Annotated in this window: 24 protein-coding genes; 17 read left to right on the top strand and 7 right to left on the bottom strand. The window is 48.2% G+C overall.

All coding sequences use genetic code 11. The features are described 5' to 3' along the window. Window positions 1-100 precede the first annotated feature (100 nt). The 3 genes from BK126_RS02880 (at window position 101) to coaD (ending at window position 1,851) form a co-directional block, all read left to right on the top strand. Window positions 101-322, top strand: coding sequence for a hypothetical protein (locus BK126_RS02880; RefSeq protein WP_076311196.1), 222 nt, complete (start codon window positions 101-103; stop codon window positions 320-322). A gap of 387 nt (window positions 323-709) precedes the next feature. Then, window positions 710-1,336: a 16S rRNA (guanine(966)-N(2))-methyltransferase RsmD gene (rsmD, locus tag BK126_RS02875; RefSeq protein ID WP_076311195.1), complete on the top strand. Its 627-nt coding sequence runs from the start codon at window positions 710-712 to the stop codon at window positions 1,334-1,336. Then, window positions 1,333-1,851: a pantetheine-phosphate adenylyltransferase gene (coaD, locus tag BK126_RS02870; protein ID WP_076311194.1), complete on the top strand. Its 519-nt coding sequence runs from the start codon at window positions 1,333-1,335 to the stop codon at window positions 1,849-1,851. Before rsmD ends, coaD begins: the two co-directional genes overlap by 4 nt. Here coaD and BK126_RS02865 read toward each other — a convergent pair. After that, window positions 1,826-3,040 (bottom strand): nucleoside recognition domain-containing protein, encoded by a 1,215-nt coding sequence (locus BK126_RS02865; protein WP_076311193.1) that lies wholly within the window; start codon window positions 3,038-3,040, stop codon window positions 1,826-1,828. The genes coaD and BK126_RS02865 overlap by 26 nt on opposite strands. 126 nt (window positions 3,041-3,166) lie before the next feature. On the opposite strand from BK126_RS02865, the gene BK126_RS02860 reads away from it, so the two are divergent. After that, window positions 3,167-4,213, top strand: a complete 1,047-nt coding sequence (locus BK126_RS02860) for a SepM family pheromone-processing serine protease (RefSeq protein ID WP_076311192.1) — start codon at window positions 3,167-3,169, stop codon at window positions 4,211-4,213. 94 nt (window positions 4,214-4,307) lie between these two features. Here the strand turns inward: BK126_RS02860 and BK126_RS02855 are convergent, their stop codons facing one another. Next, window positions 4,308-5,540: a nucleotidyltransferase gene (locus BK126_RS02855; protein WP_076311191.1), complete on the bottom strand. Its 1,233-nt coding sequence runs from the start codon at window positions 5,538-5,540 to the stop codon at window positions 4,308-4,310. Window positions 5,541-5,829: 289 nt separating this feature from the next. Here BK126_RS02855 and BK126_RS02850 point away from each other — a divergent pair, with 289 nt between their 5' ends. The 12 genes from BK126_RS02850 to ftsY all read left to right on the top strand — a co-directional run bounded on the left by BK126_RS02850 (window position 5,830) and on the right by ftsY (window position 18,820). Continuing rightward, on the top strand, window positions 5,830-6,342 hold the full coding sequence (locus BK126_RS02850; RefSeq protein WP_305954026.1) for a YceD family protein: 513 nt from the start codon (window positions 5,830-5,832) through the stop codon (window positions 6,340-6,342). 54 nt (window positions 6,343-6,396) lie between these two features. Then, window positions 6,397-6,570 (top strand): 50S ribosomal protein L32, encoded by a 174-nt coding sequence (gene rpmF, locus BK126_RS02845; RefSeq protein WP_076311189.1) that lies wholly within the window; start codon window positions 6,397-6,399, stop codon window positions 6,568-6,570. 329 nt (window positions 6,571-6,899) lie between these two features. Further along, window positions 6,900-7,496, top strand: a complete 597-nt coding sequence (gene fapR / locus BK126_RS02840; protein WP_170862471.1) for a transcription factor FapR — start codon at window positions 6,900-6,902, stop codon at window positions 7,494-7,496. After that, window positions 7,480-8,475: a phosphate acyltransferase PlsX gene (gene plsX / locus BK126_RS02835; protein ID WP_076311188.1), complete on the top strand. Its 996-nt coding sequence runs from the start codon at window positions 7,480-7,482 to the stop codon at window positions 8,473-8,475. The genes fapR and plsX overlap by 17 nt, the downstream gene beginning before the upstream one ends. 1 nt (window position 8,476) lies before the next feature. Then, window positions 8,477-9,472 carry a beta-ketoacyl-ACP synthase III gene (locus BK126_RS02830; protein WP_379260934.1) on the top strand — a complete coding sequence of 332 codons (996 nt, stop codon included), beginning with the start codon at window positions 8,477-8,479 and terminating at the stop codon, window positions 9,470-9,472. A 76-nt stretch (window positions 9,473-9,548) separates the two neighbouring features. Next, window positions 9,549-10,490: an ACP S-malonyltransferase gene (fabD, locus tag BK126_RS02825; RefSeq protein WP_076311187.1), complete on the top strand. Its 942-nt coding sequence runs from the start codon at window positions 9,549-9,551 to the stop codon at window positions 10,488-10,490. A 53-nt stretch (window positions 10,491-10,543) separates the two neighbouring features. Then, the gene (gene fabG / locus BK126_RS02820) at window positions 10,544-11,293 is read left to right on the top strand and encodes a 3-oxoacyl-[acyl-carrier-protein] reductase (RefSeq protein WP_076311186.1); all 750 of its coding nucleotides are present in this window, start codon (window positions 10,544-10,546) and stop codon (window positions 11,291-11,293) included. Between the two features lie 118 nt (window positions 11,294-11,411). Then, window positions 11,412-11,645 (top strand): acyl carrier protein, encoded by a 234-nt coding sequence (gene acpP, locus BK126_RS02815; RefSeq protein WP_025334828.1) that lies wholly within the window; start codon window positions 11,412-11,414, stop codon window positions 11,643-11,645. Between the two features lie 207 nt (window positions 11,646-11,852). Next, window positions 11,853-13,091 carry a beta-ketoacyl-ACP synthase II gene (gene fabF / locus BK126_RS02810; RefSeq protein WP_076311185.1) on the top strand — a complete coding sequence of 413 codons (1,239 nt, stop codon included), beginning with the start codon at window positions 11,853-11,855 and terminating at the stop codon, window positions 13,089-13,091. A 14-nt stretch (window positions 13,092-13,105) separates the two neighbouring features. Beyond that, window positions 13,106-13,798, top strand: coding sequence for a ribonuclease III (gene rnc, locus BK126_RS02805; protein WP_047909760.1), 693 nt, complete (start codon window positions 13,106-13,108; stop codon window positions 13,796-13,798). Window positions 13,799-14,159: 361 nt separating this feature from the next. Next, entirely contained in the window at window positions 14,160-17,729 is a 3,570-nt protein-coding gene (gene smc / locus BK126_RS02800; protein ID WP_076311184.1) for a chromosome segregation protein SMC, read from the top strand. Window positions 17,730-17,812: 83 nt separating this feature from the next. Beyond that, the gene (gene ftsY, locus BK126_RS02795) at window positions 17,813-18,820 is read left to right on the top strand and encodes a signal recognition particle-docking protein FtsY (RefSeq protein WP_076311183.1); all 1,008 of its coding nucleotides are present in this window, start codon (window positions 17,813-17,815) and stop codon (window positions 18,818-18,820) included. Between the two features lie 108 nt (window positions 18,821-18,928). On the opposite strand, the gene BK126_RS02790 is transcribed toward ftsY, so the two are convergent. Genes BK126_RS02790 through BK126_RS02765 form a run of 5 tightly spaced genes read right to left on the bottom strand, consistent with a single transcriptional unit; the run spans window position 18,929 to window position 22,792 of the window. Further along, window positions 18,929-19,132 (bottom strand): hypothetical protein, encoded by a 204-nt coding sequence (locus BK126_RS02790; RefSeq protein WP_047909757.1) that lies wholly within the window; start codon window positions 19,130-19,132, stop codon window positions 18,929-18,931. A gap of 51 nt (window positions 19,133-19,183) precedes the next feature. Next, on the bottom strand, window positions 19,184-19,501 hold the full coding sequence (locus tag BK126_RS02785; RefSeq protein ID WP_076311182.1) for a hypothetical protein: 318 nt from the start codon (window positions 19,499-19,501) through the stop codon (window positions 19,184-19,186). A gap of 25 nt (window positions 19,502-19,526) precedes the next feature. After that, the gene (locus tag BK126_RS02780; protein WP_076311181.1) at window positions 19,527-20,531 is read right to left on the bottom strand and encodes a polysaccharide pyruvyl transferase family protein; all 1,005 of its coding nucleotides are present in this window, start codon (window positions 20,529-20,531) and stop codon (window positions 19,527-19,529) included. A 1-nt stretch (window position 20,532) separates the two neighbouring features. Beyond that, a complete protein-coding gene (locus BK126_RS28690) occupies window positions 20,533-21,774 on the bottom strand; it encodes a glycosyltransferase family 2 protein (RefSeq protein ID WP_083655690.1) in 1,242 nt (413 codons plus the stop codon). Then, complete coding sequence (locus BK126_RS02765) at window positions 21,767-22,792, bottom strand: glycosyltransferase (protein ID WP_076311178.1); 1,026 nt, start codon at window positions 22,790-22,792, stop codon at window positions 21,767-21,769. The genes BK126_RS28690 and BK126_RS02765 overlap by 8 nt, the downstream gene beginning before the upstream one ends. 214 nt (window positions 22,793-23,006) lie before the next feature. Between BK126_RS02765 and wecB the strand changes: the two genes are divergently transcribed. Then, entirely contained in the window at window positions 23,007-24,122 is a 1,116-nt protein-coding gene (gene wecB / locus BK126_RS02760) for a non-hydrolyzing UDP-N-acetylglucosamine 2-epimerase (protein WP_076311177.1), read from the top strand. Window positions 24,123-24,208: the final 86 nt, after the last annotated feature.

The following is a 24,208-nucleotide window of genomic DNA, read 5'->3' as shown; positions in this document are numbered from 1 at the left end:
AAATGGTTCTCAATCCGAAAGTATATCATTCTAAAGGAGATAGGTAAATACTGAGAATTCGGAAATGTACTAAAAGACGATAACGAGCGGGGGTAAGCTTATGACAGAAGGAAGCGAATTGATAGAAGTTCAACTTGAAAATGATTCCGAAATGTTGGAGAGTGTTACGAAAGAAGATTACACATGTTTTATGACTATAATAGAAGGTTCTGATCTGAGCCAGAGTGACAGGATGTCATTAGAAGCGTTATTCAATAAACAGATTGTAAGCATGTACAAGCTTGGATTATTAAAAGGAATGGGAATAGACATAGATCAATAAGGTGGCAATGTAATAAAACCTAGGAATCAAACTCGCATAAACATAAAATATGCCACCTAGTTTGCCACCCGGGAATTATATACTTAATCAAAAACCCTATAAGGACAAATAAAATCGGGCATCTCTTTCGAGATGCCCTTATCATGGGAGAGGAGAAACCGGACGAAGAGCTTATGGGGAAACGTAAGTCTTCTCCGCGGTTGTCTACGGCACTTTTGATGCCGATAATTACATCATGACCGCCTGCCCATCAGTTTATACATTGCTTGGTTAATATTTTTTACTCCAGACTTTTTACGCTTTCGTTATTTTCACATCTTACATAGATTGTGGTACGATATCGATATATAGCACACTTACAAAGAATGAAACAGGGTGAAATCAAACGTGAGAGTAATATCAGGCACTGCAAAAGGTAGACCGCTTAAGGCTGTTCCCGGAACCGGAACCCGTCCAACAACCGACAAGGTTAAGGAAGCGGTCTTTAGTATGATTGGTCCTTATTTCGATGGAGGCGTCGTGCTGGATCTGTTTGCGGGAAGCGGCGGTCTCGGCATAGAATCGCTCAGCAGAGGTTCGGACAAGGCTGTATTTATTGATCTGGAACCGAAAAGCATTGAAATTATCCGCGCCAATCTGAAGGCAACGGGTCTGGATAGCAAGGCAGAAGTGTTCCGGAATGAAGCAGGCAGAGCCCTGAAGCTGCTCTCCAAACGAAAATATACATTCGATCTCGTCTTTCTAGATCCCCCGTATCGGATGAAGAATGTGGAAGAGTATCTATCCTGGCTTGAAGAACACAATATGGTGAATGATGACGCCATCGTTGTTGTAGAACATGATGCCGATCATGAATATGGAGAGAGAATAGGCTCCTTTGAGCAAATACGCAAATCTACATACGGGGATACGGCAATTACGATATACGAGTATTCTTCAACCATAGATGAGCAGGATATCACGAACACGGACGCAAACATTGATGACAACATTCGGGAGGATTTAGGCAGATGAGTGAAGCAGGAAATAAGACGGAGAGAGTAGCTGTTTATCCCGGGAGCTTCGACCCTGTTACATTGGGCCACCTGGATATTATTACGAGAGCCTCCAAACAATTTGATCGGCTAGTTGTAGCTGTGCTTAATAATAAGAGCAAGAATCCACTGTTCACGGTGGAGGAACGTGTCGAGCTGCTGCAGATGGTTACAGCGGACCTGCCAAATGTTGAAGTGGACAGCTTCCGTGATCTAACGGCTAATTATGTGAGAGTCAAAGGTGCACAGGTCATTATGCGTGGAATTCGTTCGGTAACTGACTTTGAATATGAACTTCAGCTGGCATCCCTTAACAAGAAGCTTAACAAGGATGCAGAAACCATCTTTATGATGACGAATCCTAAATATTCGTATCTCAGCTCCAGTGTAGTGAAGGAGATTGCAAGCTTCGAAGGGGATGTCTCCGAGCTGGTGCCTGCCGAGGTAGAGGATGCACTCAGACGTAAAGTTATCGAGAAGAAGAATGGCGGGTAGACTGCCATTTGGCGATACACACGGAGATGACGATTAGAGATGTTAACAGTAATACATGGAAGAGCCCCAAGATAACGGCTGCTTGAAGACCTCCTGGTGAGTATTGGGCTTGAATTAAAGGATTTTGTTCGTTATGAAGAAAGACGGCTTTGGAATGATGGAGCCAGCTCTGAATTGGGGGCCACAACAGCAGGACAAGTCCGTAGGAAATACCAGCATGCAGTATACGCCCTATTGTAAAAATACGCGTGTTTATTCCGTATGGAGCAAGAAGCGCAGTTGACTGTAAATGGGAGCTGAGTCCACCCCAGCCAATGGCGGCTGCAAGAAGTGCAAATCCGACTGCATGTGCGGTAATATCAAGGGAACGCATCGAATAAGCTCCGAGGTGAAGCTCGAAAAAAGAGGCCCAGATCCATTCAGGAAGAAAAGGTGTTACATATTTGCCCAGCAGCCGGATGAACACGGAGAAAATGATCATATAGCCGCCGGTCATCATTAAGACTTGAACTGCATGACTTACCGTATCTCCCAGCAGTCTGCCAAAGCTTCTTCCATCCTTTTCCTTGGCTTTCATCATCGCTTCGAGTGCAGAAACAGGTTCGGGCTGTTCATGCAGCTCGGTTGTTTTTGTGGTCTTTTTCGAGGAGAGAGTAACGCGTCCGAGTACAATACCTGCAATGATCCCGCTTATTCCGTGAATGCATGCTAAAATATACCCAACGGCAGGCGCTTCATAGAATGCAGCCCCAATAACCACGAATAACGTCATAGGACTCGCAAAATGGGTGATGGAGGCAAGAATGGCCGCTTCCTTCCCCGTGACAAGCTTCTGCTGGTACAGTCTGGCAGCGGTATCTGCACCAGATGGGAAACCTCCGGTGATCCCGACAGCCAGACCAAGTCCCGTTACACCGGGCAGACGAAAGCCTATGCGCATTAATGGCTCTAAGAGCACGCCGAGACCATGGGTGAACCCGAAGGCAGTCAGCATTTGCGACAGCATAATAAAGGGCAGGAGAGCTGGAAAGACCAGCTTCCACCATATTTGAAGACCTTGCATCGAGGCGTCAAACGCTTCACTTGGAGAAGTGACAACAGCAGCGACGACCAGCAGGGCGCTGATACCGAGAAGCATCGTTTTTACATAAGAGGGAACGTTATTTTTTCTCGTTATTTCCGAATTCAATGGATCTTCACCCCGATCAATAGCTTAGATGGCTGGAATGATATCAGGAACAGCCTGTACTTATGCATTTATATGTGATGAGAAGGGAAAGAAGAACAAGCAGGCAAGCAGGGAGGAGGCCAGAGATTGAGTAATATCACCAAAAGAAGCGGATTTCGCACCGCCGTATATATCTTAAGTTTGGCTGTCGTTGTGTATGTGCTCGTGTATATGCCGACTCCTTATATTGTCACTCAGCCGGGAACGGCAGAATCGGTTAAACCCATGGTATCTGTGAAAAATGGTGATGAGGAGGAAGACGGCAAGTTTCTGATGACAACCGTATCCGCCAGCTATGCGAACCTCTCGCTTTTGTTTATTTCCGCATTTAATGAACATGCACAGATCGGCAAGAAGGAAGAGCGTCTTGCGGGCAGAACTCAGGAGGAATATTCAGCAGAGCAAGTGTGGTTTATGAGTGATTCGCAGTCAGCTGCGATGGAAGCGGCATATGAACAGGCTGGCATTGCTTATGATATTGTTCCAGAATATATCTTTGTCCTCGGTCTATCGAAGGATTCACTGCCAGAAGGAGATATCAAGCCTCAGGATAAAATATTGTCGATTAACGGAGTGCCTACTCCCGACAATACGGTACTGGCGCAGCAGCTTGAGAAGAAGCAGGTCGGGGATACGGTTGAGCTTCAGCTGGATCGCAAGGGAGAGACCATTACAAGAGAACTGAAGCTCGTCCCGATCAAGGACAGTGAAACAGGAGACACCAGGCCTGGACTGGGTGTAATGATCGGTACCCTTCAAACCGTAAAGCCTAAGGATCCTGCACATCAAATTACTTTTACCAATACGGAAATTGGCGGACCGTCAGCAGGCTTGATGTTTACGCTGGAAATATACAATCAGCTGACCCCTGGAGATTTGACCAAAGGCCATGTTATCGCAGGTACTGGTACTATTAATAAAGAAGGAACCGTCGGTCCCATCGGAGGTGTCGTTCACAAGATCGTTGCCGCGGATCGTGAGGATGCCGAGGTCTTCTTCGTACCAGAGGCGAATTATGAGGAAGCGAAGAAGAAGGCAGAATCCATCAAGACGGACATGCTGCTTGTCCCTGTGGAAACTGCGGACGATGCACTCGATTATATCGAGAAGCTGAATGTCAAAACAGAGGTGTAGTCGCTTTATTTGTATTAAGTAAATGGAAGCAATGTATAGGAGCCTGCGCTTGAGAATGATCAAGTACAGGCTCCTTTATCTGTGCCCATGAACACTAGACTCGAATAGGCGATTGATAGTAGTCTCTGTACATAAATTGGCTGTCAGCCGATTCCATGCCTAGACCATATAAAGCAGTCGCCTGAATGTCTCGGGTCAGCTGAGGGTGGCTGAAGGCTGAAGGCTTGATTACGACCGGCAGGGATGCTTTTTTCTTCATATCCTTGAGCAGCTCCTGTCCTCTGTTGTTAAAGCCAAGAACCCGGATATAATGCGGCCCCTCGGCCAGCACAGAAGGCATTAATTCCTCTTTTTTATGATGCAGCAGAATATGAATCAGCATGCGCTGGAGCTTGGTGCGTGTATAGCGTTTTGTTTTTAATGCTTCAAGGAGTGAGTCGACGGACAGCTCCGTGAGCTTGGGGAGCTGGCTCATTATGCGATGCTCAAGCCCTTCGGTCACCTCCGCATATTGGGCCAGCTCTGCTGCGCTTGAGGTGACCAGCTGGGCAAGCAGGGCATCCTTGAAGCGCTCCAGGTGAACCGGAGCGCGTCCTTCCTGCCATTCGCGCCGCAGAATGGCAAGCGTTGCAGCCGGCACGTAAGGCGCCGCTGCTTCGGGTCCTGCGCCGAGGAGCAGCCGGCGCACGGCCGTGGCACTGGCGATGCTGCCGGGTCCCGGCATCGCATCGTGATAACCGGCGCCGGTGCGCTGCGCCGTGAAGGGCCGAATCGCGCTGCCGAGCCGCCTCAGCGCGATCATATAATGCAGCCCAAGTGTATTGTTGGGCTGCTTGAGCAGTGCCAGGGCCCCCGCGGCGTCACCGCCGGGGGCCAGCTCTGCCGCAGCCGCTGCGTAGGCTGCGGGGTAGCTTGCGCCTTGCTGCAGCTGCCGCTGGATAGCCTCCGACAGCGCCTTCGGCTCGCTGGCGAGGAGGTCTGCCATGGCAGCAAGCGGCGCAAGCTCTCCGGATTCGCTGCCGAAGCACAGCGAATCGACAACCCCTGTATGGTGCAGTGTAGACACAGCACCATGAGCGAACCATTCTGCCGGTCCTACCGCATAGGAAACCGGCAGCTCAAGCACGAGATCGACGCCCATGGCGAGCGCCATCTCAGCCCGGGCCCATTTGCTCAGCATCGCAGGCTCGCCTCGCTGCAGAAAGTGACCGCTCATTACGGCGACGCTTGTATCAGCACCGGTTATTTTTTTGGAGGCTTCCAGATGGTATACATGTCCGTTATGCATCGGATTATATTCCACGATCAGGCCCACGGTTCTACTCATAATATATTTCACACTCCCTGTTGCATTCGGTAAGGCTTATCTGATAGGTTTATAGAGTCTATTATATCCAAGTTGCGGCGGGTCTGATGAATGAATTGCTCAATTCGTGACGGGTGCGGTGCATTTTGCCTGGATAAATGGATATGCAGGGTGTAAAGTTTAAAGTGTTGACAAACCTCTTTCAAAATCGGTATAATGATTTTTGTTTGTTAGACTGTTTTTCAACATAACTAGCGCTGTATTTGAAGCATACTACAAATGTTGTTAAAATGGTTTATCGTCTGGAGTGATGAACGTGGAAATGTCATTTCGCAAGATGGCCTCGGCTGCTGGACCGATGAAGCTTACAGAGTCGCTGGATATCAGCCATCTAATTCGAAACAACAAGGAAATCACAGCCGTATCCCCGATGCAGGTGGAACTCACATTTACTGCATTGCCGGAAGGCGTGGTAGATGTTCAAGGAACGTTATCAGCCGAAGCAGATATGCTCTGCTCTCGTTGTCTAGGAAATGTCCATGAGCATTTAAATATGAAATTCGCCGAGCAGTTCAAGCATGGAACAGAGCCGGAGGAAGTTGAAGAAGAGGATGATACCTTATATGTGGAAGAGGATACAGTGAATTTGGTTCCTTTCCTGGAAGAATATTTCCTGCTTCATCTTCCGTTTGCCCCGCTGTGCAAGTCGGATTGCAAAGGGCTGTGCCCGAGCTGTGGAACCGACTTGAACGCGAGCAGCTGCGATTGCGACAATACGCCAATCGATCCACGGCTTGCAGGGCTTAAGGATTTCTTTAAATAAGAACAAGAATATTTCTTTTTCTTAAGGTTTGACTTTGATAAGGAGGTGGGAATTGTGGCAGTACCTCAACGGAGAACATCCAAAACTCGTCGTGACAAACGTCGTACTCACTTTAAATTGGCTGTGCCAGGCATGGTGAAATGTGAACAATGCGGAGAATTTAAGCTTGCTCATCACGTATGCAAAGTGTGCGGAACGTACAAATCTAGAGAGATCATCTCTCAATAATATTTTTGTTCAAAAGTAGCGCTTCATCTATTGCGGATGAAGTGCTATTTTTTTGCGAAAAAGTGACCGCCCCTTTCTTTTTGGTGCTACATGTTTTATACTAAGCATTAGTACCTGGTTCTAACCAGTGTATCTTTTTTATTTCATCCTTATTTTTAATACAGTTTGCGTACATACGAACGGGTGCTGGACCATTCGGTCATTTCATTGAAGAATGGTTCACTGCCAGAGCATAGAGAGCTGTACGCTGGTGTCGTATAGATGACTTATATAGAGTTAACGGGTCTTTTTAATGTCACATAAGCAGGGGGTGCTTGATCATAGAACGAATACCGAAGCGACAAAGACAGCAGCAGCTCACTCAAATGATTGAGGATAACCCTTTTATTACAGATCAAGAGCTGACAAGATTACTTAAGGTGAGCATTCAGACGATTCGACTGGATCGGATGGAACTGGGCATACCTGAACTTCGTGAGCGGATGAAGCTGATGGCTGAGAGATCGTATGATCAAGTGCGCTCATTGCCTTTGCATGAAATCATCGGGGATATTGTAGACCTTCAGCTGGATAAGAGCGGGATTTCCATTTTTGAGATTAGAGAAGAACATGTGTTTTCAAGAACAGGAATAGCTCGTGGTCATTATGTTTTTGCACAAGCCAATTCACTTGCTGTTGCTGTTATTAACGATGAGATTGCGCTGACCGCTTCTGCGGACATCCGGTTTGTAAGACCGGTGCATCTGGGGGAGAAATGTATTGCTAAGGCATATGTGCGTTCTACTCCTGAGCAGAAGGGCAAAGCAAAGGTAGAAGTGTTTGCTTATGTCGGAGAGGAAATGGTGTTTCAAGGAAACTTCGTCATTTACCGATCCGCCGGGCAAGATAGTGACGAAGGGGGAGTACATCATGAAGATCGTCATTGATGCAATGGGAGGCGACCATGCACCGGAGGCAACCGTCCAAGGTGCAGTGCTTGCTGCAAAGGAATGGAACGATACGGAGATTGTACTGGTCGGCGATGAAGCGAAGATCAGCCCTTTGCTGGGAGCAGATCGCCCATCGGGTATAACGATAATACATGCTTCAGAGGTCATCGGTTCAGATGATGAGCCTGTAAGGGCGGTTCGGCGGAAGAAGGACGCATCTATGGTTGTTGCCGGGCGTATGCTTCGAGAAGGGCAAGCAGATGCAATGATCTCTGCCGGCAATACGGGCGCGCTGATGACGACAGGGCTCCTTGTGGTGGGCAGAATGGAGGGCATCGAGCGCCCGGCACTCGCCCCAATGATTCCTACGATCGACGATCGCGGAATGCTTGCTCTGGATCTTGGCGCGAACATGGATGCCAAGCCCGAGCATTTGGCTCAGTATGCACTTATGGGAAGCTTATATCGGCAGAAGGTGCATGGAATTGATCAGCCTAGGGTAGGGCTCCTCAATGTAGGTACCGAAGAAGGGAAAGGAAATGAGCTCACCAAGCATGCGTTTCCACTTTTGAAGGAGCTGCCTATTCATTTTGTTGGTAATGTGGAATCAAGAGAAGTGCTGATGGGTGGATGTGATGTACTGGTATGTGACGGCTTTGCCGGCAATATCATGCTGAAGACGCTTGAAGGCACGGCAGCGGGCATTTTTTCTTTACTAAAGGAGCAGTTCTCCTCGTCGCTTAAGAGCAAGCTGGCAGCTGCAATGCTGATGCCGGAGCTCCGGGCGCTAAAGGGCAAGCTTGATTACAAGGAGCATGGAGGTGCGCCGCTGCTCGGTCTTAGTCGTCTAGTCGTGAAGAGCCACGGCTCGGCTGATGCGAATGCAATTAAGAATGCGGTGCGTCAGGCAAGACTGGCCATTTCCAACCAGTTGGTCGAAAGTATATCTAAGGAAATAAGCGGGAGAGTTGAGTGACATGATGAATACACAATTGCGTCCAGTCGGTGTCATTGGTACAGGTAAATACGTACCGGAAAAGATTCTGACGAATCATGATATGGAAAAAATGATGGATACCAATGACGAGTGGATTGTCTCCCGTACGGGAATTCGCGAGCGTCATATAGCGGCCCCTGAAGAAGCGACTTCGGATCTTGCATATGAAGCGGCCAAAGCAGCAGCTGCATCTGCAGGCATTTCACCAAGCGATATTGAGCTGATCATTGTTGCGACCATAACTCCGGACAGTGCGTTTCCTTCGACGGCTTGCATTTTGCAGGATAAGCTGGGAGCCAAGGGAGCTGCTGCGTTCGACTTGTCTGCAGCCTGCTCCGGCTTTGTATATGGCCTGGCTACGGCAACAAGCTTTATTCAATCGGGAATGTATAACAACGCGCTTGTTATCGGTGTTGACTGCTTGTCTCGCATTACGGATTATACAGATCGTAATACGGCTGTTCTGTTTGGAGATGGAGCGGGTGCTGTTATCTTGGGAGAGGTTCCTGAAGGCCGTGGATTCAAATCCTTCGATCTGGGTGCAGAAGGTGCCGGCGGGCCGCTGCTCAATATCCAAGCGGGCGGTTCCAGACTGCCAGCATCTGAGACTACGCTGGCTAACAAGCAGCACTACATTTATATGAACGGTAGAGAAGTATTCAAATTTGCCGTACGAGTAATGGGAACAGCAACGATTGATGTACTGGACAAGGCAGGACTAACCAAAGAAGATGTCGACTTGTTCATTCCGCATCAAGCCAATATCCGTATTATTCAGTCTGCAATGCAGCGTCTTGAGCTTCCTGAAGATAAAGTCGTCATTAACGTTGATAAATATGCGAATACTTCCGCCGCCTCCATTCCATTAGCACTGGTAGAGGCGGCTGAAGAGGGCCGGATGAAGGCAGGAGACACCATTCTAATGGTTGGATTCGGCGGCGGTCTGACTTGGGGAGCCTCCGTGCTTGTGTGGTAATAACTTACCATCAAGGCATTACAAGGTGCTCACTGCGAGTTTTTTTACTCTAGATCGATAAAGGAGCAATGAATAGATGGGGAAAATCGCTTTTGTATTTCCGGGTCAAGGCTCACAGGCCGTTGGGATGGCGAAAGATGTATATGATAACGTAACGTCCTCACGCCATGTCTTTGAGACAGCGGACGAGAAGCTTGGTTTTTCGCTGAGCTCGCTGATCTTTGATGGTCCGGATACCGAACTTAAACAAACGAAAAACACACAGCCAGCACTTTTGACAGCAAGTATTGCTTTATATGAAGCTCTGCGTGAGAAAGGAATTACCGCTGATTATGCAGCTGGACACAGCTTGGGTGAATACAGTGCGCTGGTCGCAGCGGGCGTGATATCCTTTGAGGATGCAGTTGCTGTGGTTAGGGCAAGAGGGACTTTCATGGAAGAAGCCGTTCCGGGCGGACGTGGAGCTATGGCTGCCGTGCTCGGGGCTGATCGTGATCAGCTTGCGCAGCTATGTGAGAAAATTTCCGCTCAAGGGAAGGACTCTCTCGTAGAGTTGGCGAACCTTAATTCACCGGGACAGATTGTGGTATCCGGTCTTAAAGACGGTGTGGCACAGCTGATCGATCGTGTGAAGGAAGCTGGAGCGAAACGAGCTATTCCTCTTGAAGTCAGCGGTCCTTTTCATACTTCACTGATGAAAGAGGCAGCCGCTAGACTTGGCGATCAGCTCTCCTCTGTAGAGCTTCGTGATGCGAGCATACCTGTGGTAGCAAATGTGACCGCTGAGCCCGTAACGGAGGCTGAAGTGATTCGTGAGCTTCTGGTGCAGCAGGTATATTCTTCTGTCAAATGGGAAGATACCGTGGAATGGCTGATTGATCAGGGCGTAGACACTTTCGTGGAAATTGGCCCTGGCAGCGTACTCAGTGGACTGATCAAGAAGGTAAGCAGAACAGTTACAGTATATAACGTAAACAGCCTGGATAGTTTGAATGCCCTTGCTGCTGAGCTGAAATAGTTAGCACAACATCATTCTAAGCAGGTATATTTGGGGAAAGGAGGAACAACAAGATGACGACTACACTACAAGGCCAGGTTGCTCTAGTCACAGGTGCATCCCGCGGAATAGGGCGCAGTATCGCTCTAGCTCTGGCAGATGCAGGTGCTGATGTTGCGGTGAACTATGCGGGCAACGAAGCCGCTGCGGCCGAAGTTGTACAGCTTATAGAAGCCAAAGGGGTAAGAGCCATCGCGATTAAAGCGAATGTAGGCATTACGACTGAAGCAGACCAATTGGTGAAAGAAACGCTGGACCAGCTGGGCAGAATTGATATTCTGGTGAATAATGCAGGTATTACTAGAGATAATTTAATCATGCGTATGAAGGAAGAGGAGTTCGATCAAGTGATCGAAACCAATTTGAAGGGCGTCTTTAATTGCCTCAAAGCGGTGACTCGTCCCATGATGAAACAGCGCTATGGTCGAATTATCAATATTTCATCTGTAGTGGGTGTGCTGGGTAATCCAGGTCAAGCCAACTATGTAGCTGCCAAGGCAGGAGTCATTGGTCTTACTAAATCCTCAAGCCGGGAGCTGGCTTCCCGCGGAATTACGGTGAACTGCATCGCTCCTGGATTTATTGAAACCGAAATGACACAGGGCTTGTCTTCTGAACTCGTAGAAGGTATGCTGTCAGGGATTCCGCTCTCAAGGCTTGGACGCCCTGAAGAAGTGGGGGGAGTTGCTCTATTCCTTGCTTCGGAGTCTGCATCCTATATGACAGGTCAAACCCTGCATGTGGATGGCGGTATGTACATGTGATTTTGCCCGTAATTGAAGCATAGATGAAGTGCTTGTTCGCCTTCAATTCGAAGGTGATGTAGGCTCTATGGCATTTTACGATTGATTCTCGTATAATACGGAAAGGGAGGTGAACCGGATGTCCGACGTATTGGAACGCGTAAAACGTATCGTAGTAGATCGTTTAGGCGCTGACGAAGCTGAAGTAACATTGGAAGCATCATTCAAAGATGATTTGGGTGCTGACTCTCTAGATGTTGTTGAATTGGTGATGGAACTCGAAGACGAGTTTGATATGGAGATCTCTGATGAAGATGCAGAGAAAATTACGACCGTAGGTGAAGTTGTAAACTACATACAATCTCATACCTAAGTCATTTAGAGGAGGCTCCGTGAGTTAAGCAGGTCTTATCTCATATGGAGCTTCCCCTCCAATTTTGCAAACCAAAGGCATAAAGCCCTTATGAAGGCCCATTTTATAGGTGTTTGTTATCTTAACGACATGTATAGAATGGGTTTCATTACATTAAAATCTGTTAATTGCATAGCAATATGCAGTCGATATAGAGGTGAAATGAATTTGAAACAAAGAGTTGTGATTACAGGCATGGGTGTAATGACCCCGATTGGTAAGGACCTGGATACGCTATGGAACAGTCTGATGGAAGGTAAATCTGGAGTATCGCTTGTCGAAGCCTTTGATGTGAGCGACTACAACTCCAAGATTGCAGCTTCTATTAAGGATTTTAATCCAGAAGATTACATGGAGCGTAAGGATGCGCGCAAGATGGACCGCTTTGTTCAATTTGCTGTTGCAGCCGGAGGTCAGGCAATACAAGACAGTGGACTGCAAATCGGAGAGAATATAGATGCTGAACGAATCGGTGTATCTGTAGGCTCGGGGATTGGGGGTCTCGGTACTTGGGAGGACCAGCACAATATCCTTTTGGAAAAAGGCCCGAAGCGGGTAAGCCCATTCTTCATTCCGATGATGATTGCGAATATGGCATCAGGTCAGCTGTCGATCAGCTTTGGTGCGAAGGGCCCTAATACAACACAAGTCACGGCTTGTGCTACAGGAAGCCATTCCATTGGAGATTCCATGCGAATGATTCAGCGTGGAGATGCCGACGCCATGATCTGCGGCGGGGCAGAAGCTACCATTCGTCCAACAGGTATGGCAGGATTTAATTCCATGCGTGCGATGTCAACCCGTAATGATGAGCCGGAAAAAGCAAGCCGTCCATTTGACTCGGATCGCGATGGCTTTGTCATGGGAGAAGGCGCTGGAATTCTGATTCTTGAATCCCTGGAGCATGCGCTTGCTCGAGGTGCTCGTATTTATGGTGAGGTTGTCGGTTATGGCCTGTCTGCGGATGCGAAGCATATGACGGATCCAGATCCGGAAGGCGGCGCACGCAGCATGAAGATGGCGATCAAGGACGCTGGTATCAGCCCTGAGGATGTTGATTATATCAACGCTCATGGAACATCAACGCCGGTTGGCGACAAATCCGAAACAGAAGGCATTAAGCTTGCTCTCGGTGAACACGCCTATAAGGTGGCAGTGAGCTCTACCAAATCGATGACAGGTCATATGCTTGGAGCAGCGGGTGGTGTTGAAGCGATCATTTGTGCACTGGCACTTCAGAATCAGAAGATTCCGCCAACCATTAATTTGGAGAATCCGGATCCTGCTTGTGATCTGGATTATGTACCGAATGTTCCGCGTGAAGCTGAACTGGAATACACGCTTTCCAATTCCTTCGGATTCGGCGGACACAATGCAACTGTAATTCTCAAAAAATATGAATCATAAGGGGTCCGATTCGATTGAATGCAGATCTGAAACAATTAGAGCGCAAACTTCAAATCGAGTTTAACAATCGCAAATTGTTAAAGCAGGCCTTTACTCATGCTTCATATGTAAATGAGCACAGATTCAGTCAAAGCCAGGATAACGAACGACTCGAGTTTCTCGGGGACGCTGTACTTGAGCTGACGGTATCAGAGTATCTATACAATGAACATCCTAATCGTCCGGAAGGAGAACTCACCAAGATGAGGGCCGCACTTGTACGCGAGCCCTCACTCGTGAAATTTGCTGAGGCTTTGGAATTCGGCAAATATGTACTTCTGGGCAAAGGGGAAGAACTGACAGGAGGCAGGAATCGTCCTGCTCTCCTGGCAGATGTCTTCGAATCATTTATCGGTGCTCTTTATTTGGACCAAGGCCTTGCTGCAGTGAAGAAATTTTTGGACAAGCACATCTTTGCCGGCCTTATTGTGGAAGGCGAACTCGTGCTTACTGATTTCAAGACTGAATTACAGGAATTGACTCAGCATCATAATATGGGTGTGCTCGAATATCGAATTGTTGAGGAAAAAGGCCCTGCTCACGAGAGGGAGTTTGTCTCCGAAGTTTATATGGGCAGTCAGAGATTAGGCCGTGGTAACGGCCGCTCGAAAAAGGAAGCTGAGCAAAAGGCGGCACAAATCGCATTAAGTACACTGAAGCTGCCTTAGGAATCGATTGGCAGACTGTTTTAGCGGATTCTTAAGGTATAAGAAAATCTAACGAAGCAGTGAGATCTTCTTATATCTTAAGAACAAGAAATCAGCCGTTTATTTGGCGGCCTGTCTTTTCTTACAAACGAAGAGCAAAGAGCAGCCCGCTTTAGTTGTCAGGCTAATGATGAATGGGAAGGACTGCTTTTTGCTCTTCTTTTTGTTGCTTTGAGGATGGTAGATTCATTCCGAATGAAGATATGTTATGCTCGTAAGATGTAGAAGAAATGGACTTCAAGAGACGTTTCCCATACAATAATAACGGATGTACATACCCGTGTAGGACCGTGGCAAGAAGCTTGGAGGTGTCAAAAACAAGATGTATTTAAAACGTATAGAGCTGTCAGGCTTTAAATCGTTTGCCGATCGAACAGAGATGGAATTCGTTCGCGGTATAACCTCTGTTGTAGGCCCCAACGGGAGTGGGAAGAGCAACATTTCTGACGGCATCCGTTGGGTTCTTGGAGAACAGAGTGCAAAATCACTGCGCGGCGGCAAGATGGAAGACATTATTTTTGCCGGCAGTGATACTCGTAAGCCTGTAAATTTTGCCGAGGTATCACTGACCTTGGATAATGAAGATCATGCCTTATCTCTGGATTTTGGTGAAGTCACGGTAACACGCCGTGTTCATCGCAGCGGGGATAGTGAATATTTTATTAACAAACAGTCCTGCCGGCTTAAGGATATTACGGAGCTGTTCATGGATACCGGTATTGGTAAAGAAGCTTATTCGATTATCGGACAAGGGCGGATTGAGGAGATTTTGAGTACGCGCTCCGAGGATCGCAGAGGTATCTTTGAAGAGGCATCCGGTATTGTTAAATATAAATCACGTAAAAAAGATGCCGTGCGGAAGCTGGATGATACGGAGCAAAATTTGCTGCGGATACATGATCTGGTGACGGAACTGGAGGATCAGATCGGACCCCTCAAGGAGCAGTCTGAGAAGGCGAAGCATTATAAAGAGCTCAGAGCAGAATTGAAGCAGCAGGAGCTGTCTTTATACGTGTATCAGATCGAGCAGATTCATACGGCCTGGAGTGAAGCGACGGAGAAGCTGCAAGAGCTTAAGGAACAGCAGCTGGAATTATCTACGATCGTATCTAGACATGATGCCATACTAGAGCAGGATCGGACAGAGCTTCGTCAGGTAGAAGAGGCCGTGGAGCGCCTGCAGGGCGAGCTCCTGCACTACAGTGAAGCTACCGAGAAAAGTGAAGGGTATCGCGAGCTGCTCAAAGAACGGCTGAAGAATCTCGAAGCGAACCGGGAGCAGCTGCTCAATTCCTTGAACGGAAGTGAGGAGCGTTATGCGGAGCGTGAGGCTGAGCTGGACGGTCTTAAGAGCAAGCTGGCTGGACTGCAGCAGGAGCTTGATGAGCTGCGTGAACAGCTGTCTGCCGAGGAAGCGAAGCTGGTTGGCGTAACTGGAGGGATCAGTCAGGAGCAGGAGGAGAGCCTCAAAGGTAACCTCTTGGAGCTGATGAACCAAATGGCTCAGGCACGTAATGAGATTCGATATGCCGATCAGCAGAAGGAAGCAATCGAGCGGAGACTGAACCGTGCTGGTGAAGAATCAGACAAGTGGGAGCTTCAGAAGACAGATCTTCTTAAACGCAAGGGAGAGCTGACTCAGCAGATTGAGAAGATGGGTGCGGAGATCAGCTCATTGCGCAATGGATATATTACGGAAAGTGAACGGCTTCAATCGCTGCAGAAGCTCTTATCCGAGAGTCAGAGCACGGTTCGAAAATGGGAGCAGAAGCGTGAGGCACAAGTTTCAAGACGCGATACAATGAAGGAAATGCAGGATGACTTTGATGGGTTTAACACGGGTGTCAAGGAAGTTCTCAAGGCATCCAGAAAGAATGTGCTTCATGGTGTCCATGGTGCGGTTGCAGAACTGATCAAAGTACCTGAGCGAGTAGAGATGGCCGTTGAAACTGCGCTTGGAGCATCGCTCCAGCATGTGGTCATGGAGAATGAAGCTGTCTCCCGCCAGGCGATCTCCTTCCTGAAGCAGCGTCAGCTTGGCAGAGCGACTTTCCTGCCGCTGGACGTAATCAGGCCACGCGCAATCGGTGCTTCAGATCGAAATATGATCTCTGAATTGCAGGGGTTTGTCGGCGTAGGTGCCGAGCTCGTGCAGTTTGATTCAAAGTATGAAGCTATTGTAGGAAGCTTGCTCGGTAACGTAATTATTTCGGAGAATCTGGAAGATGCGAACCGAATTGCGGCACGCTGTCAGTATCGTTATCGTGTCGTTACACTTGAGGGTGATGTGGTCAATGCAGGCGGCTCCATGACCGGGGGCAGCCAGTACCGTAAGAATTCAAGTCTCTTGTCCCGTAAACGCCAGCTCGATCAGCTGGATCACGATATTATGGAGACCGAGAATCAGATTATTAAGCTGCATCGAAGTCTGGAAGAAGTGAAGGCGCAGATGGAGCAGTGTCAGATCAGTCTGGACACGCTTCGTCAGGATGGCGATGAGAAACGGGCAGAAGAGCAGCAGGCCTCACTGTCGCTCAAACAGCTTGAACATGAGCTGGCGCATGTGCTTACCCAGGTTGAAGCTGCAGGTGCGGAGAAATCTGGCTTCAAGGACGAAATCAAAGCACTTGAAGATACCCGCACAGCTGCTGAACAGTTGCTGGTGAAGCTGGAGGAAGAGGAGAAGGCGACACATCAAGCGATTCATGCTGCCGAGTTTGCGCGCAAAGCGAATGAATCTGCCAAGGAGGAGCTCCAGAACTCGCTGACGATATTGAAGGTTCGTGAGGGCAAGCTGGATCAGGAGCGCTTCTCTGTAGAAGAGCAGGTTCGCAGAATGGAGCGCGAATACGAGAATTCGGACAAGGAACGGTACCGGAATCGTACGATGCTGGCCTCTGTGGAAGCAGATCTCAAAACCAATGCAGAGGAGAGCGTCAAGCAGACGGAGGACTTGAACCGCTATCGCCTCAAGAAGGAGGAAGCTTCCAAGGAGCTGGATTTCAAGCGTGCAGCCAGAGCCCAGCTTACGAAGAAGCTTGAGCTTGAAGAGAATGAAACCAAAGAGCAGCGGATCAGCCTGAAGGCCTGTGAAGACGAGCTTCGTCAGACGGAGATCAGTGTCAATCGTCTGGATGTGGAGCTTGAAAATATTTTGAAAAAGCTGAATGACGAATACGAGCTGTCTTATGAGCTTGCGAAGCAGCACTACTCCATTCCGGAAGATATTGAAGGCAGCAAGGCGGAAGTGCAGAAGCTGAAACGAAGCATTTCTTCGCTGGGAGAAGTGAATCTCGGCGCGATTGAGGAATATGAACGTGTTAACGAACGTTATCTCTTCCTCAGCGAGCAAAAGGATGATCTGGTTGAAGCCAAGACGACACTTTATCAGGTCATTAAGGAAATGGAAGATGAAATGTCTAAACGCTTCAAGACGACATTTGATGCAATTAAGCGTGAATTTGGCACGGTGTTTTCGAAGCTGTTCGGCGGAGGTAGAGCAGATCTGATTCTGAATGAACCGGACAAGCTGCTTACGACAGGAATTGAGATTGTCGCACAGCCGCCGGGCAAGAAGCTCCAGAATCTGCAGCTCCTCTCTGGTGGGGAACGAGCCTTGACCGCCATGGCACTGCTGTTTGCGATTCTCCATGTTCGCCCGGTGCCATTCTGTGTTCTGGATGAAGTCGAGGCAGCGCTGGATGAAGCTAACGTCGTTCGTTTCGCTCAGTACTTGCGTGAATTCTCGGAGCAAACCCAGTTTATCGTTGTAACGCACCGCAAAGGAACGATGGAGGAAGCGGATGTGCTGTATGGCGTTACCATGGAAGAGGGCGGCGTATCGAAGCTGGTCTCGGTGAAGCTGGAGAATGAGGAAGCAGAAATCGCTTAAGTACAGAATCCAATTCATAATTCCTTCTCGTGATGAGTTATGTATTGGATAAAAGTATTGTAATTCTAAGTTGGAGGGAACCTATGAGTTTCTTTAAAAAGCTGAAAGAAAGTATATCAACAAAAACAGAATCGGTAACGAATATTTTTAAAGATGGTCTCGAGAAAACACGTAAAGGCTTCGTTGAAAAGGTATCCGATCTCGTTATCCGCCGTAAGAAGATTGATGAGGAATTCTACGAGGAGCTTGAGGAGATCCTGATCGGTGCCGACGTAGGTGTCAACACGGTTATGGATCTGATTGATGATCTGCGTGCCGAAGTGAAGAAACGGAAGATTCAGGATGCGGCTGAGCTGCAGCCGGTGTTGTCCGAGAAATTAACGGCGCTTCTGCGTTCAGAGCAAAATAACAGCCTTAACATGAATAAGGATGGCATCACCGTAATCCTCTTTGTTGGTGTGAACGGTGTAGGCAAGACAACGACGATTGGCAAGCTGGCCCATCGCTTTAAGAATGAAGGCAAGAAGGTTCTTCTTGCCGCAGGAGATACATTTAGAGCAGGCGCTATTGAGCAGCTGGAAGTATGGGGACAGCGTGCAGGCGTGGATGTGATCAAGCAGCAAGCTGGATCTGATCCAGCGGCCGTTATGTTTGATGCGGTTCAGGCGGCGAAGCAGCGCGGTGCTGATGTTCTTCTCTGCGATACGGCGGGAAGACTTCAGAACAAAACAAATCTGATGGAAGAGCTGAACAAAATCTTCCGTGTCATTCAGCGAGAAATTCCAGGTGCTCCGCATGAAGTGCTCATGGTCCTTGATGCAACTACAGGACAGAATGCATTGAGCCAGGCCAAACTGTTTGGAGAGAAGAGCGGGGTTACTGGTCTCGTACTCACGAAGCTGGACGGCACTGCTAAGGGTGGTATCGTTATTGCGATTCGTCAAGAGATGGATATTCCCGTCAAGCTTGTCGGACTTGGAGAGAAGGCAGACGATCTGCAGCCATTTGATTCGGAACAGTTCGTACATGCCTTGTTTGCAGGATTGATTCAGGATGCCGAGACTGAAGAAGCAGACAATGAAGTGAAATAATGCAGCGTGAGCTGAAATCATAAGAAGAAGACCGTTTCCATTAAAAGGATTCGGTCTTCTTCTTCATATTAGTGCTATATAGCTTCTATATCGTTCTTAGCTCATATCCTATACGGCCAGAACACGCACGAGCTCAACTGAAGACAATGGAACCACAGCCACATCCCCAGGCGGCCCGTAAATAATCGGTGGTATTTGCAGGACAAGCGTTGTCTCATCAATGGAGATGAGCGTTCCGTCCAAATAATCGTTAGCCGTCAGTACCTCTACCTCGCTTCCCAAGAAGCCGCGAATCATATCTCTAAAATTCATATCAAGTACCTCCTTAGACTTAGTGGCATATGCAGGCTTAGAGCAGCCTTTTTATTGAGCAACCGATATTTGTGAGAAAGGAATGATGACGATGTCACCGCTCGTTTCGCGAATCTCAACGGCATCCTTACCAACCGCAAGCACCGTACCAAGAACAGTAACGCTGCTGGTGCTGATACTGATGTTTTGACCCATTTTACTCTCCAGAAATTGCTGCAGCGGTGGATTCGCGACGATTCCAGAGCGGACCTCGGTTTCCAATTGCTCGATACGAGCATTTAACATGTCTACTCTTTCCGTCAATAATGCCTGCTGGACTTCCAGCTGCTTGATTCTTGCCCATATACGGGAGTGAAAAAAGAAACACATCGCTCATTGACCTCCTTGATGTTATCTATCCTAGTGACTCTATTTCCGACACGAGCTGGGTCAGCTCGGAATAGCTCTCATGCTCGGCCTGACGAATGAGCGGCAGTGCAGCTCTCACTTCCTCAGGACCGTTCTCAATAAATCGGTTAATGATATCTTCATAGATTTCAAAGGGCTGTGCGTAATCGCAATAGTAATGATTCAGATGGAAGCGCGACAGCAGATGCTTCACCTTCCCCATCTTACTGAAGGCAAGTACAGGTACTCCTGCCCGTAGTGCCACGAGAGTGGGGTGCAGCTTGTAGCTGATCAGATAATCCATGGACTGAATCACGTTATAGGTGATGTCTGTTTCCAGTAAGAGGGATAGCGTCTGAACCGACGCAGCACTGTCAATCTCCTTCATTTTTTGTTCAAGCAGCTTGCAAGTGCTGTAATCCGAGAAGTTGTTCGAAGGATGGTTAATGACAGGGATAAGCACGATATGGAAACCCTCTGTGCTTAGCCTAAGCAGCAGTTGAACCATGGCTTCCATTGGAAAAGAAGGGTAGGAGAACAGACAAACGCCGATCGTTTTTCGAACAGAGAATCGTTTCACGGGGAACGGATGCTGCTGGTAAGCAAAGACCATATCCTGTGCCGTTTCAGGCGTTGAATGAAGCTTCGCGATCGTGGCCAGCTCTTGTGATTTCTGGTCTCTAAAAATGGCACGTCTTGCCTTCTGAATGTACTGCTTGTGGAGCTCGACCTGATCTGCCGGCCACGTCTCAGGAGGATACGTATCCACGATCCCGACCCCATACAGCCACATGGGGTGCTCGGACAGGGCTGCCGGAAAATAGTAGCTGCTGAATTTATAGGGAGTAATCAGATCTCCGCCGCCAATGATAACAGCATCCACCCTTGCAGGATCCATATAACCATTCCAAGGAAATAAGGTATGCTTGCTAAAAGCCTGCTGCAACGTTTTGAGAAACAGATCATCTCCGAAATTCCCCATGCCGTAATACCCGCTAGCTGCAATTTTCATATCATTTCACCTCCTTCTCCAAATGTTCCTTCCACAATGGATAGAGCGGCAAATGCTGCTGGCTGATGCTTCTCGGATAAATGACTCGGTGATATACTGTTTCGTCTGTCTGTACATATGCATCGTGCTTGAGTATTTTTTGGCAGAGAGCAATATCCTCAAATATTCTTCCATAAAGGCCAGGCAGCACAGTCCATCCGCCTACATACTGAAGTGCCTTCATGCTATACATGCGCGGAACAGGAGGGTGAGCATGGCTGGCAGATTCGAGCTTCCCGTCAAAATAGTCCGTACCTCGGTAATACAAATCACCATGCTTACTGCGGCGCCACACTCCGCATCCACCTGTCACGAGACCTGAATCTGGATGTAGTGAAATGACGGTTAGCAGTGCTTCAAGAGCGTTTGTCGCAAGCCAGTCGTCACCGTCCAGCTCTAGCACATAGGTTCCGTTCGCATGCTCAAGCAGATGATTCATCATTACTGCCTTGCCTTCATTCGTATTAGAGTGAATGACTCGAATGCGTGAATCCATCGTGTAATGGTTAATAAGCTCGGCCGTATTGTCCGTTGAAGCGTCGTTGCCGATGAGGAGCTCCCAGTTCGGATAGGTCTGTGCAAGCACGGAGCGGATTGCCCACTCTACGGTTTTGCCCATATTAAATACACTTAGCATGATGGTTATGAGCGGTGTATGGTCGAGTGAGTTCAGCGAATGGGAAGGCACAGGGGGAGTGGTGGAACGTCGTATTACCGAAAGGATGGGATGACAGGAGCTTCTATCGTTGCAGTTGCTAACAGTAGGAGGAGTAGCGAGAACATAATTCCTATGCTGCTGCTTGGCAGACAGGAACATAGGCTGGAGTGCTTCAGACAGGCGGGTTACACGATCCAACGAGGAGCAGCGGGCGTGCAGTTCACAGCCCAGCCAGAAGGCGGAGGGCAGAGATCGTACATGACCTGTATCTGAAAGAGTGAAGCATTCCTTCCGAAAAATAAAGCGGTCTCCTGGGCAAACGACACAAAGGGTATCGGGAGATAGTTCGTGCAGTTCGGCTTCAAGCCGCATCTTGTTGTGATCGGATATATGAAGAGCAGCGGGAGACCATACGAGCCATTGTGCAGAGCACTCTAATAAATGGTCACAAATCGATTGATATAAATGGAGAGCGTTGTTGTTATGTGCGGCTGTTCGTTTGCTGAAGGCTGCGCCCGTAAGGTAGACGGTATATATATTATTCATGTAATCCTTTGAGCTGAAGGGTATTGTGTATCACTCCATCTGCTGCTTCTCCGCGCTGGACCCAAGTATTCTCTCTTGCATAGGCAATTCGTGCTAATCTTGCTGCAGGATCCTCCTGTTCAAAGAGCATTTGCCCCAGCTTGCCAATAAAATCCTCGTGAGTCGTTGCCGTAGTGACATACGGCTCCATCCGAATACATTCCGGCAGTGCGGTAGAGAGGACCTTGACTCCAGTAGCCATGTATTCATAAGCCTTCACGGGATTAGTGGCGAGGGTGATGGGATGATATAGGAAAGGTATGACAGCAACATCGATATGCTTTAAATACTTTTTCAGCTCACTATGCGGCTTCTCTCCCAGAATGTGAACATTCGGCAGGGTGCCGTAACCTGGAATGTCCCCGTAAGGTGCACCAATAGAGACAAACTGCACATTCGGATATTGCTCCGCTGCCTTCGCAAACAATGCATGATCGACCCAATAAGCCCAAGCGCCAATATAGGCGACCGTTGGACCTGCAGGAAGATCATGAGGTCTCTGAACGGCAGGAGTATCAAACATGCTGGCATCCGCCGCATTAGGAATAAGAGTGATGGGTTTGTCAGGGTAGGCTAACGATAAACGTGTGCGGATTGTTTCAGCGGTTGCAACCAGATGATCGGCAGATTCAACCATCCGATGCTCGTATTTTGCCCAATGTGGAAACTCGTCACAGCAATCATAGATAACGGCATCCGGACGATAGATCGATGCAAGTCTTGTTCTCTGCTTAGCCCAGGTCGTCCAGACGACAACGGGATGCTCTTTTCTTAATTTGTCCAGATGTCTCTTAACAAACGAATGGTGATCGGTAAACAAATGTACACCAGGTTCTACTTCCTCCAGCTGACTGTTCATGGGTGCAAGATTCTCGAAAAACACATGGTGCCCTCTGGCTCCAAGCTCAGTCATCAGCTGCTGCGGTCGCTGCCGCATAAACTTCCAGTTCATTGTCTTAGGATAGATGATAACTGCCATGCGATGGATAACCTCCTTAGTCGTCACTCTAATTACAGGTTATGCATTGATAGATTAGTAGAAACCGGCAGCTGTCCTATTCAGAAATAAATAGTTTAAGGTCCTTTTTCATAGAGTGCCGTTACGAGATGGAGAGACTCTCTCATATATAGATAAGGGTTGAAGCAATTGTTCAACTTATCCAATAAGTGAATAGAGGGGGAGTGCTGATCACATGGAGGAACATCGAATCAGGGTACTTGTTGTGTTCGGAACGAGACCTGAAGCTATCAAAATGGCGCCCATAGTAAAAACACTAGAGGCGGCACCTGACATTGAGCCCATTGTGTGTGTTACCGGGCAGCATGAGGAGATGCTGGCTCAAGTATTGAAAGAATTTAATATCGTACCGCATATTGAATTGAAAGTGATGCGGGAGGCGCAGACGCTGTACGGCTTGACCGCCCGTTTGATAGAATCACTTGAGCCTGTCATGAAGGCCGAGAAATATGACCTTGTGCTCGTCCATGGTGATACGTCTACGGCTTTTTCAGCTGCACTCTGTGCATACTATGCTCAAATCCCGATCGGTCATGTCGAAGCCGGACTGCGGACGTATGACAAATATGCGCCCTTTCCGGAAGAAATGAACAGGGAATTCATAGGCCGTGTTGCAGATCTGCACTTTGCACCTACCACTACAGCTGCCAAAAGGCTCGCAAGCGAGCACCGGAAAGAGCATGTTTACGTGACAGGCAACACATCCATTGATGCTCTGCGCTGGACGATCAAGAAAGAGTTCGACCATCCACTGTTATCGAAGCTGCATCCTGGAACCAGAAAGATATTCATGACCATGCATCGGAGAGAGAACTGGGGCAGTCCAATGAAACAGGTGTTTCAGGCCGTGAAAGAGATCATTAAGCAGGATCGGACACTTGAGCTGATTTATCCGGTCCATCCGAATCCGGCAGTAAAGGACCTGGCATTCGAGATGCTCGGCGAAACGGAACGCATTCATTTGATTGAGCCGCTTGATGTTAGTGACATGCATAATATGATGAATCATGCTTACGTTATTCTGACCGATTCGGGAGGGATTCAGGAAGAGGCGCCGTCGCTCGGTAAGCCCGTACTCGTCCTCCGTGACAAAACGGAACGGCCGGAAGGTGTCAAGGCAGGTACGCTTCGCTGTGTAGGGACAGAGTATGAAAAGGTCAAGAAGGAGATCGAGCTGTTGTTGTCAGGAGGAAAAAGATATCAGCGCATGACAAGAGCTGCCAATCCTTATGGGGACGGTCATGCTTCAGATCGAATTGCATCCATTATATTGAAGTATTTTGCAGATTGACGCTAAAGATGAACATTAGCCGTGAACGTAGTATAATATGTAGAAAGATTTCGGTTCTGCGAAAATAGCAGGCAGCGGATGTTGAA

Origin of the sequence: Paenibacillus sp. FSL H7-0326 (assembly GCF_001955535.1) — a bacterium.
GTDB classification, from domain to species: Bacteria; Bacillota; Bacilli; order Paenibacillales; family Paenibacillaceae; genus Paenibacillus; species Paenibacillus shunpengii.
The sequence above is the reverse complement of the archived record's forward strand: the minus strand, read 5'-3'. Positions and strand labels throughout refer to the sequence as shown.

Coding starts and splice junctions, on each gene's coding strand:
- BK126_RS02880 (WP_076311196.1), top strand. CDS start 101: ATGACAGAAGGAAGCGAATTGATAGAAGTTCAACTTGAAAATGATTCC.
- coaD (WP_076311194.1), top strand. CDS start 1,333: ATGAGTGAAGCAGGAAATAAGACGGAGAGAGTAGCTGTTTATCCCGGG.
- BK126_RS02855 (WP_076311191.1), bottom strand. CDS start 5,540: ATGAGTAGAACCGTGGGCCTGATCGTGGAATATAATCCGATGCATAAC.
- BK126_RS02850 (WP_305954026.1), top strand. CDS start 5,830: ATGAACGTGGAAATGTCATTTCGCAAGATGGCCTCGGCTGCTGGACCG.
- plsX (WP_076311188.1), top strand. CDS start 7,480: ATGAAGATCGTCATTGATGCAATGGGAGGCGACCATGCACCGGAGGCA.
- BK126_RS02830 (WP_379260934.1), top strand. CDS start 8,477: ATGATGAATACACAATTGCGTCCAGTCGGTGTCATTGGTACAGGTAAA.
- fabD (WP_076311187.1), top strand. CDS start 9,549: ATGGGGAAAATCGCTTTTGTATTTCCGGGTCAAGGCTCACAGGCCGTT.
- fabG (WP_076311186.1), top strand. CDS start 10,544: ATGACGACTACACTACAAGGCCAGGTTGCTCTAGTCACAGGTGCATCC.
- acpP (WP_025334828.1), top strand. CDS start 11,412: ATGTCCGACGTATTGGAACGCGTAAAACGTATCGTAGTAGATCGTTTA.
- smc (WP_076311184.1), top strand. CDS start 14,160: ATGTATTTAAAACGTATAGAGCTGTCAGGCTTTAAATCGTTTGCCGAT.
- ftsY (WP_076311183.1), top strand. CDS start 17,813: ATGAGTTTCTTTAAAAAGCTGAAAGAAAGTATATCAACAAAAACAGAA.
- BK126_RS02790 (WP_047909757.1), bottom strand. CDS start 19,132: ATGAATTTTAGAGATATGATTCGCGGCTTCTTGGGAAGCGAGGTAGAG.
- BK126_RS02785 (WP_076311182.1), bottom strand. CDS start 19,501: ATGTGTTTCTTTTTTCACTCCCGTATATGGGCAAGAATCAAGCAGCTG.
- BK126_RS02780 (WP_076311181.1), bottom strand. CDS start 20,531: ATGAAAATTGCAGCTAGCGGGTATTACGGCATGGGGAATTTCGGAGAT.
- BK126_RS28690 (WP_083655690.1), bottom strand. CDS start 21,774: ATGAATAATATATATACCGTCTACCTTACGGGCGCAGCCTTCAGCAAA.
- BK126_RS02765 (WP_076311178.1), bottom strand. CDS start 22,792: ATGGCAGTTATCATCTATCCTAAGACAATGAACTGGAAGTTTATGCGG.
- wecB (WP_076311177.1), top strand. CDS start 23,007: ATGGAGGAACATCGAATCAGGGTACTTGTTGTGTTCGGAACGAGACCT.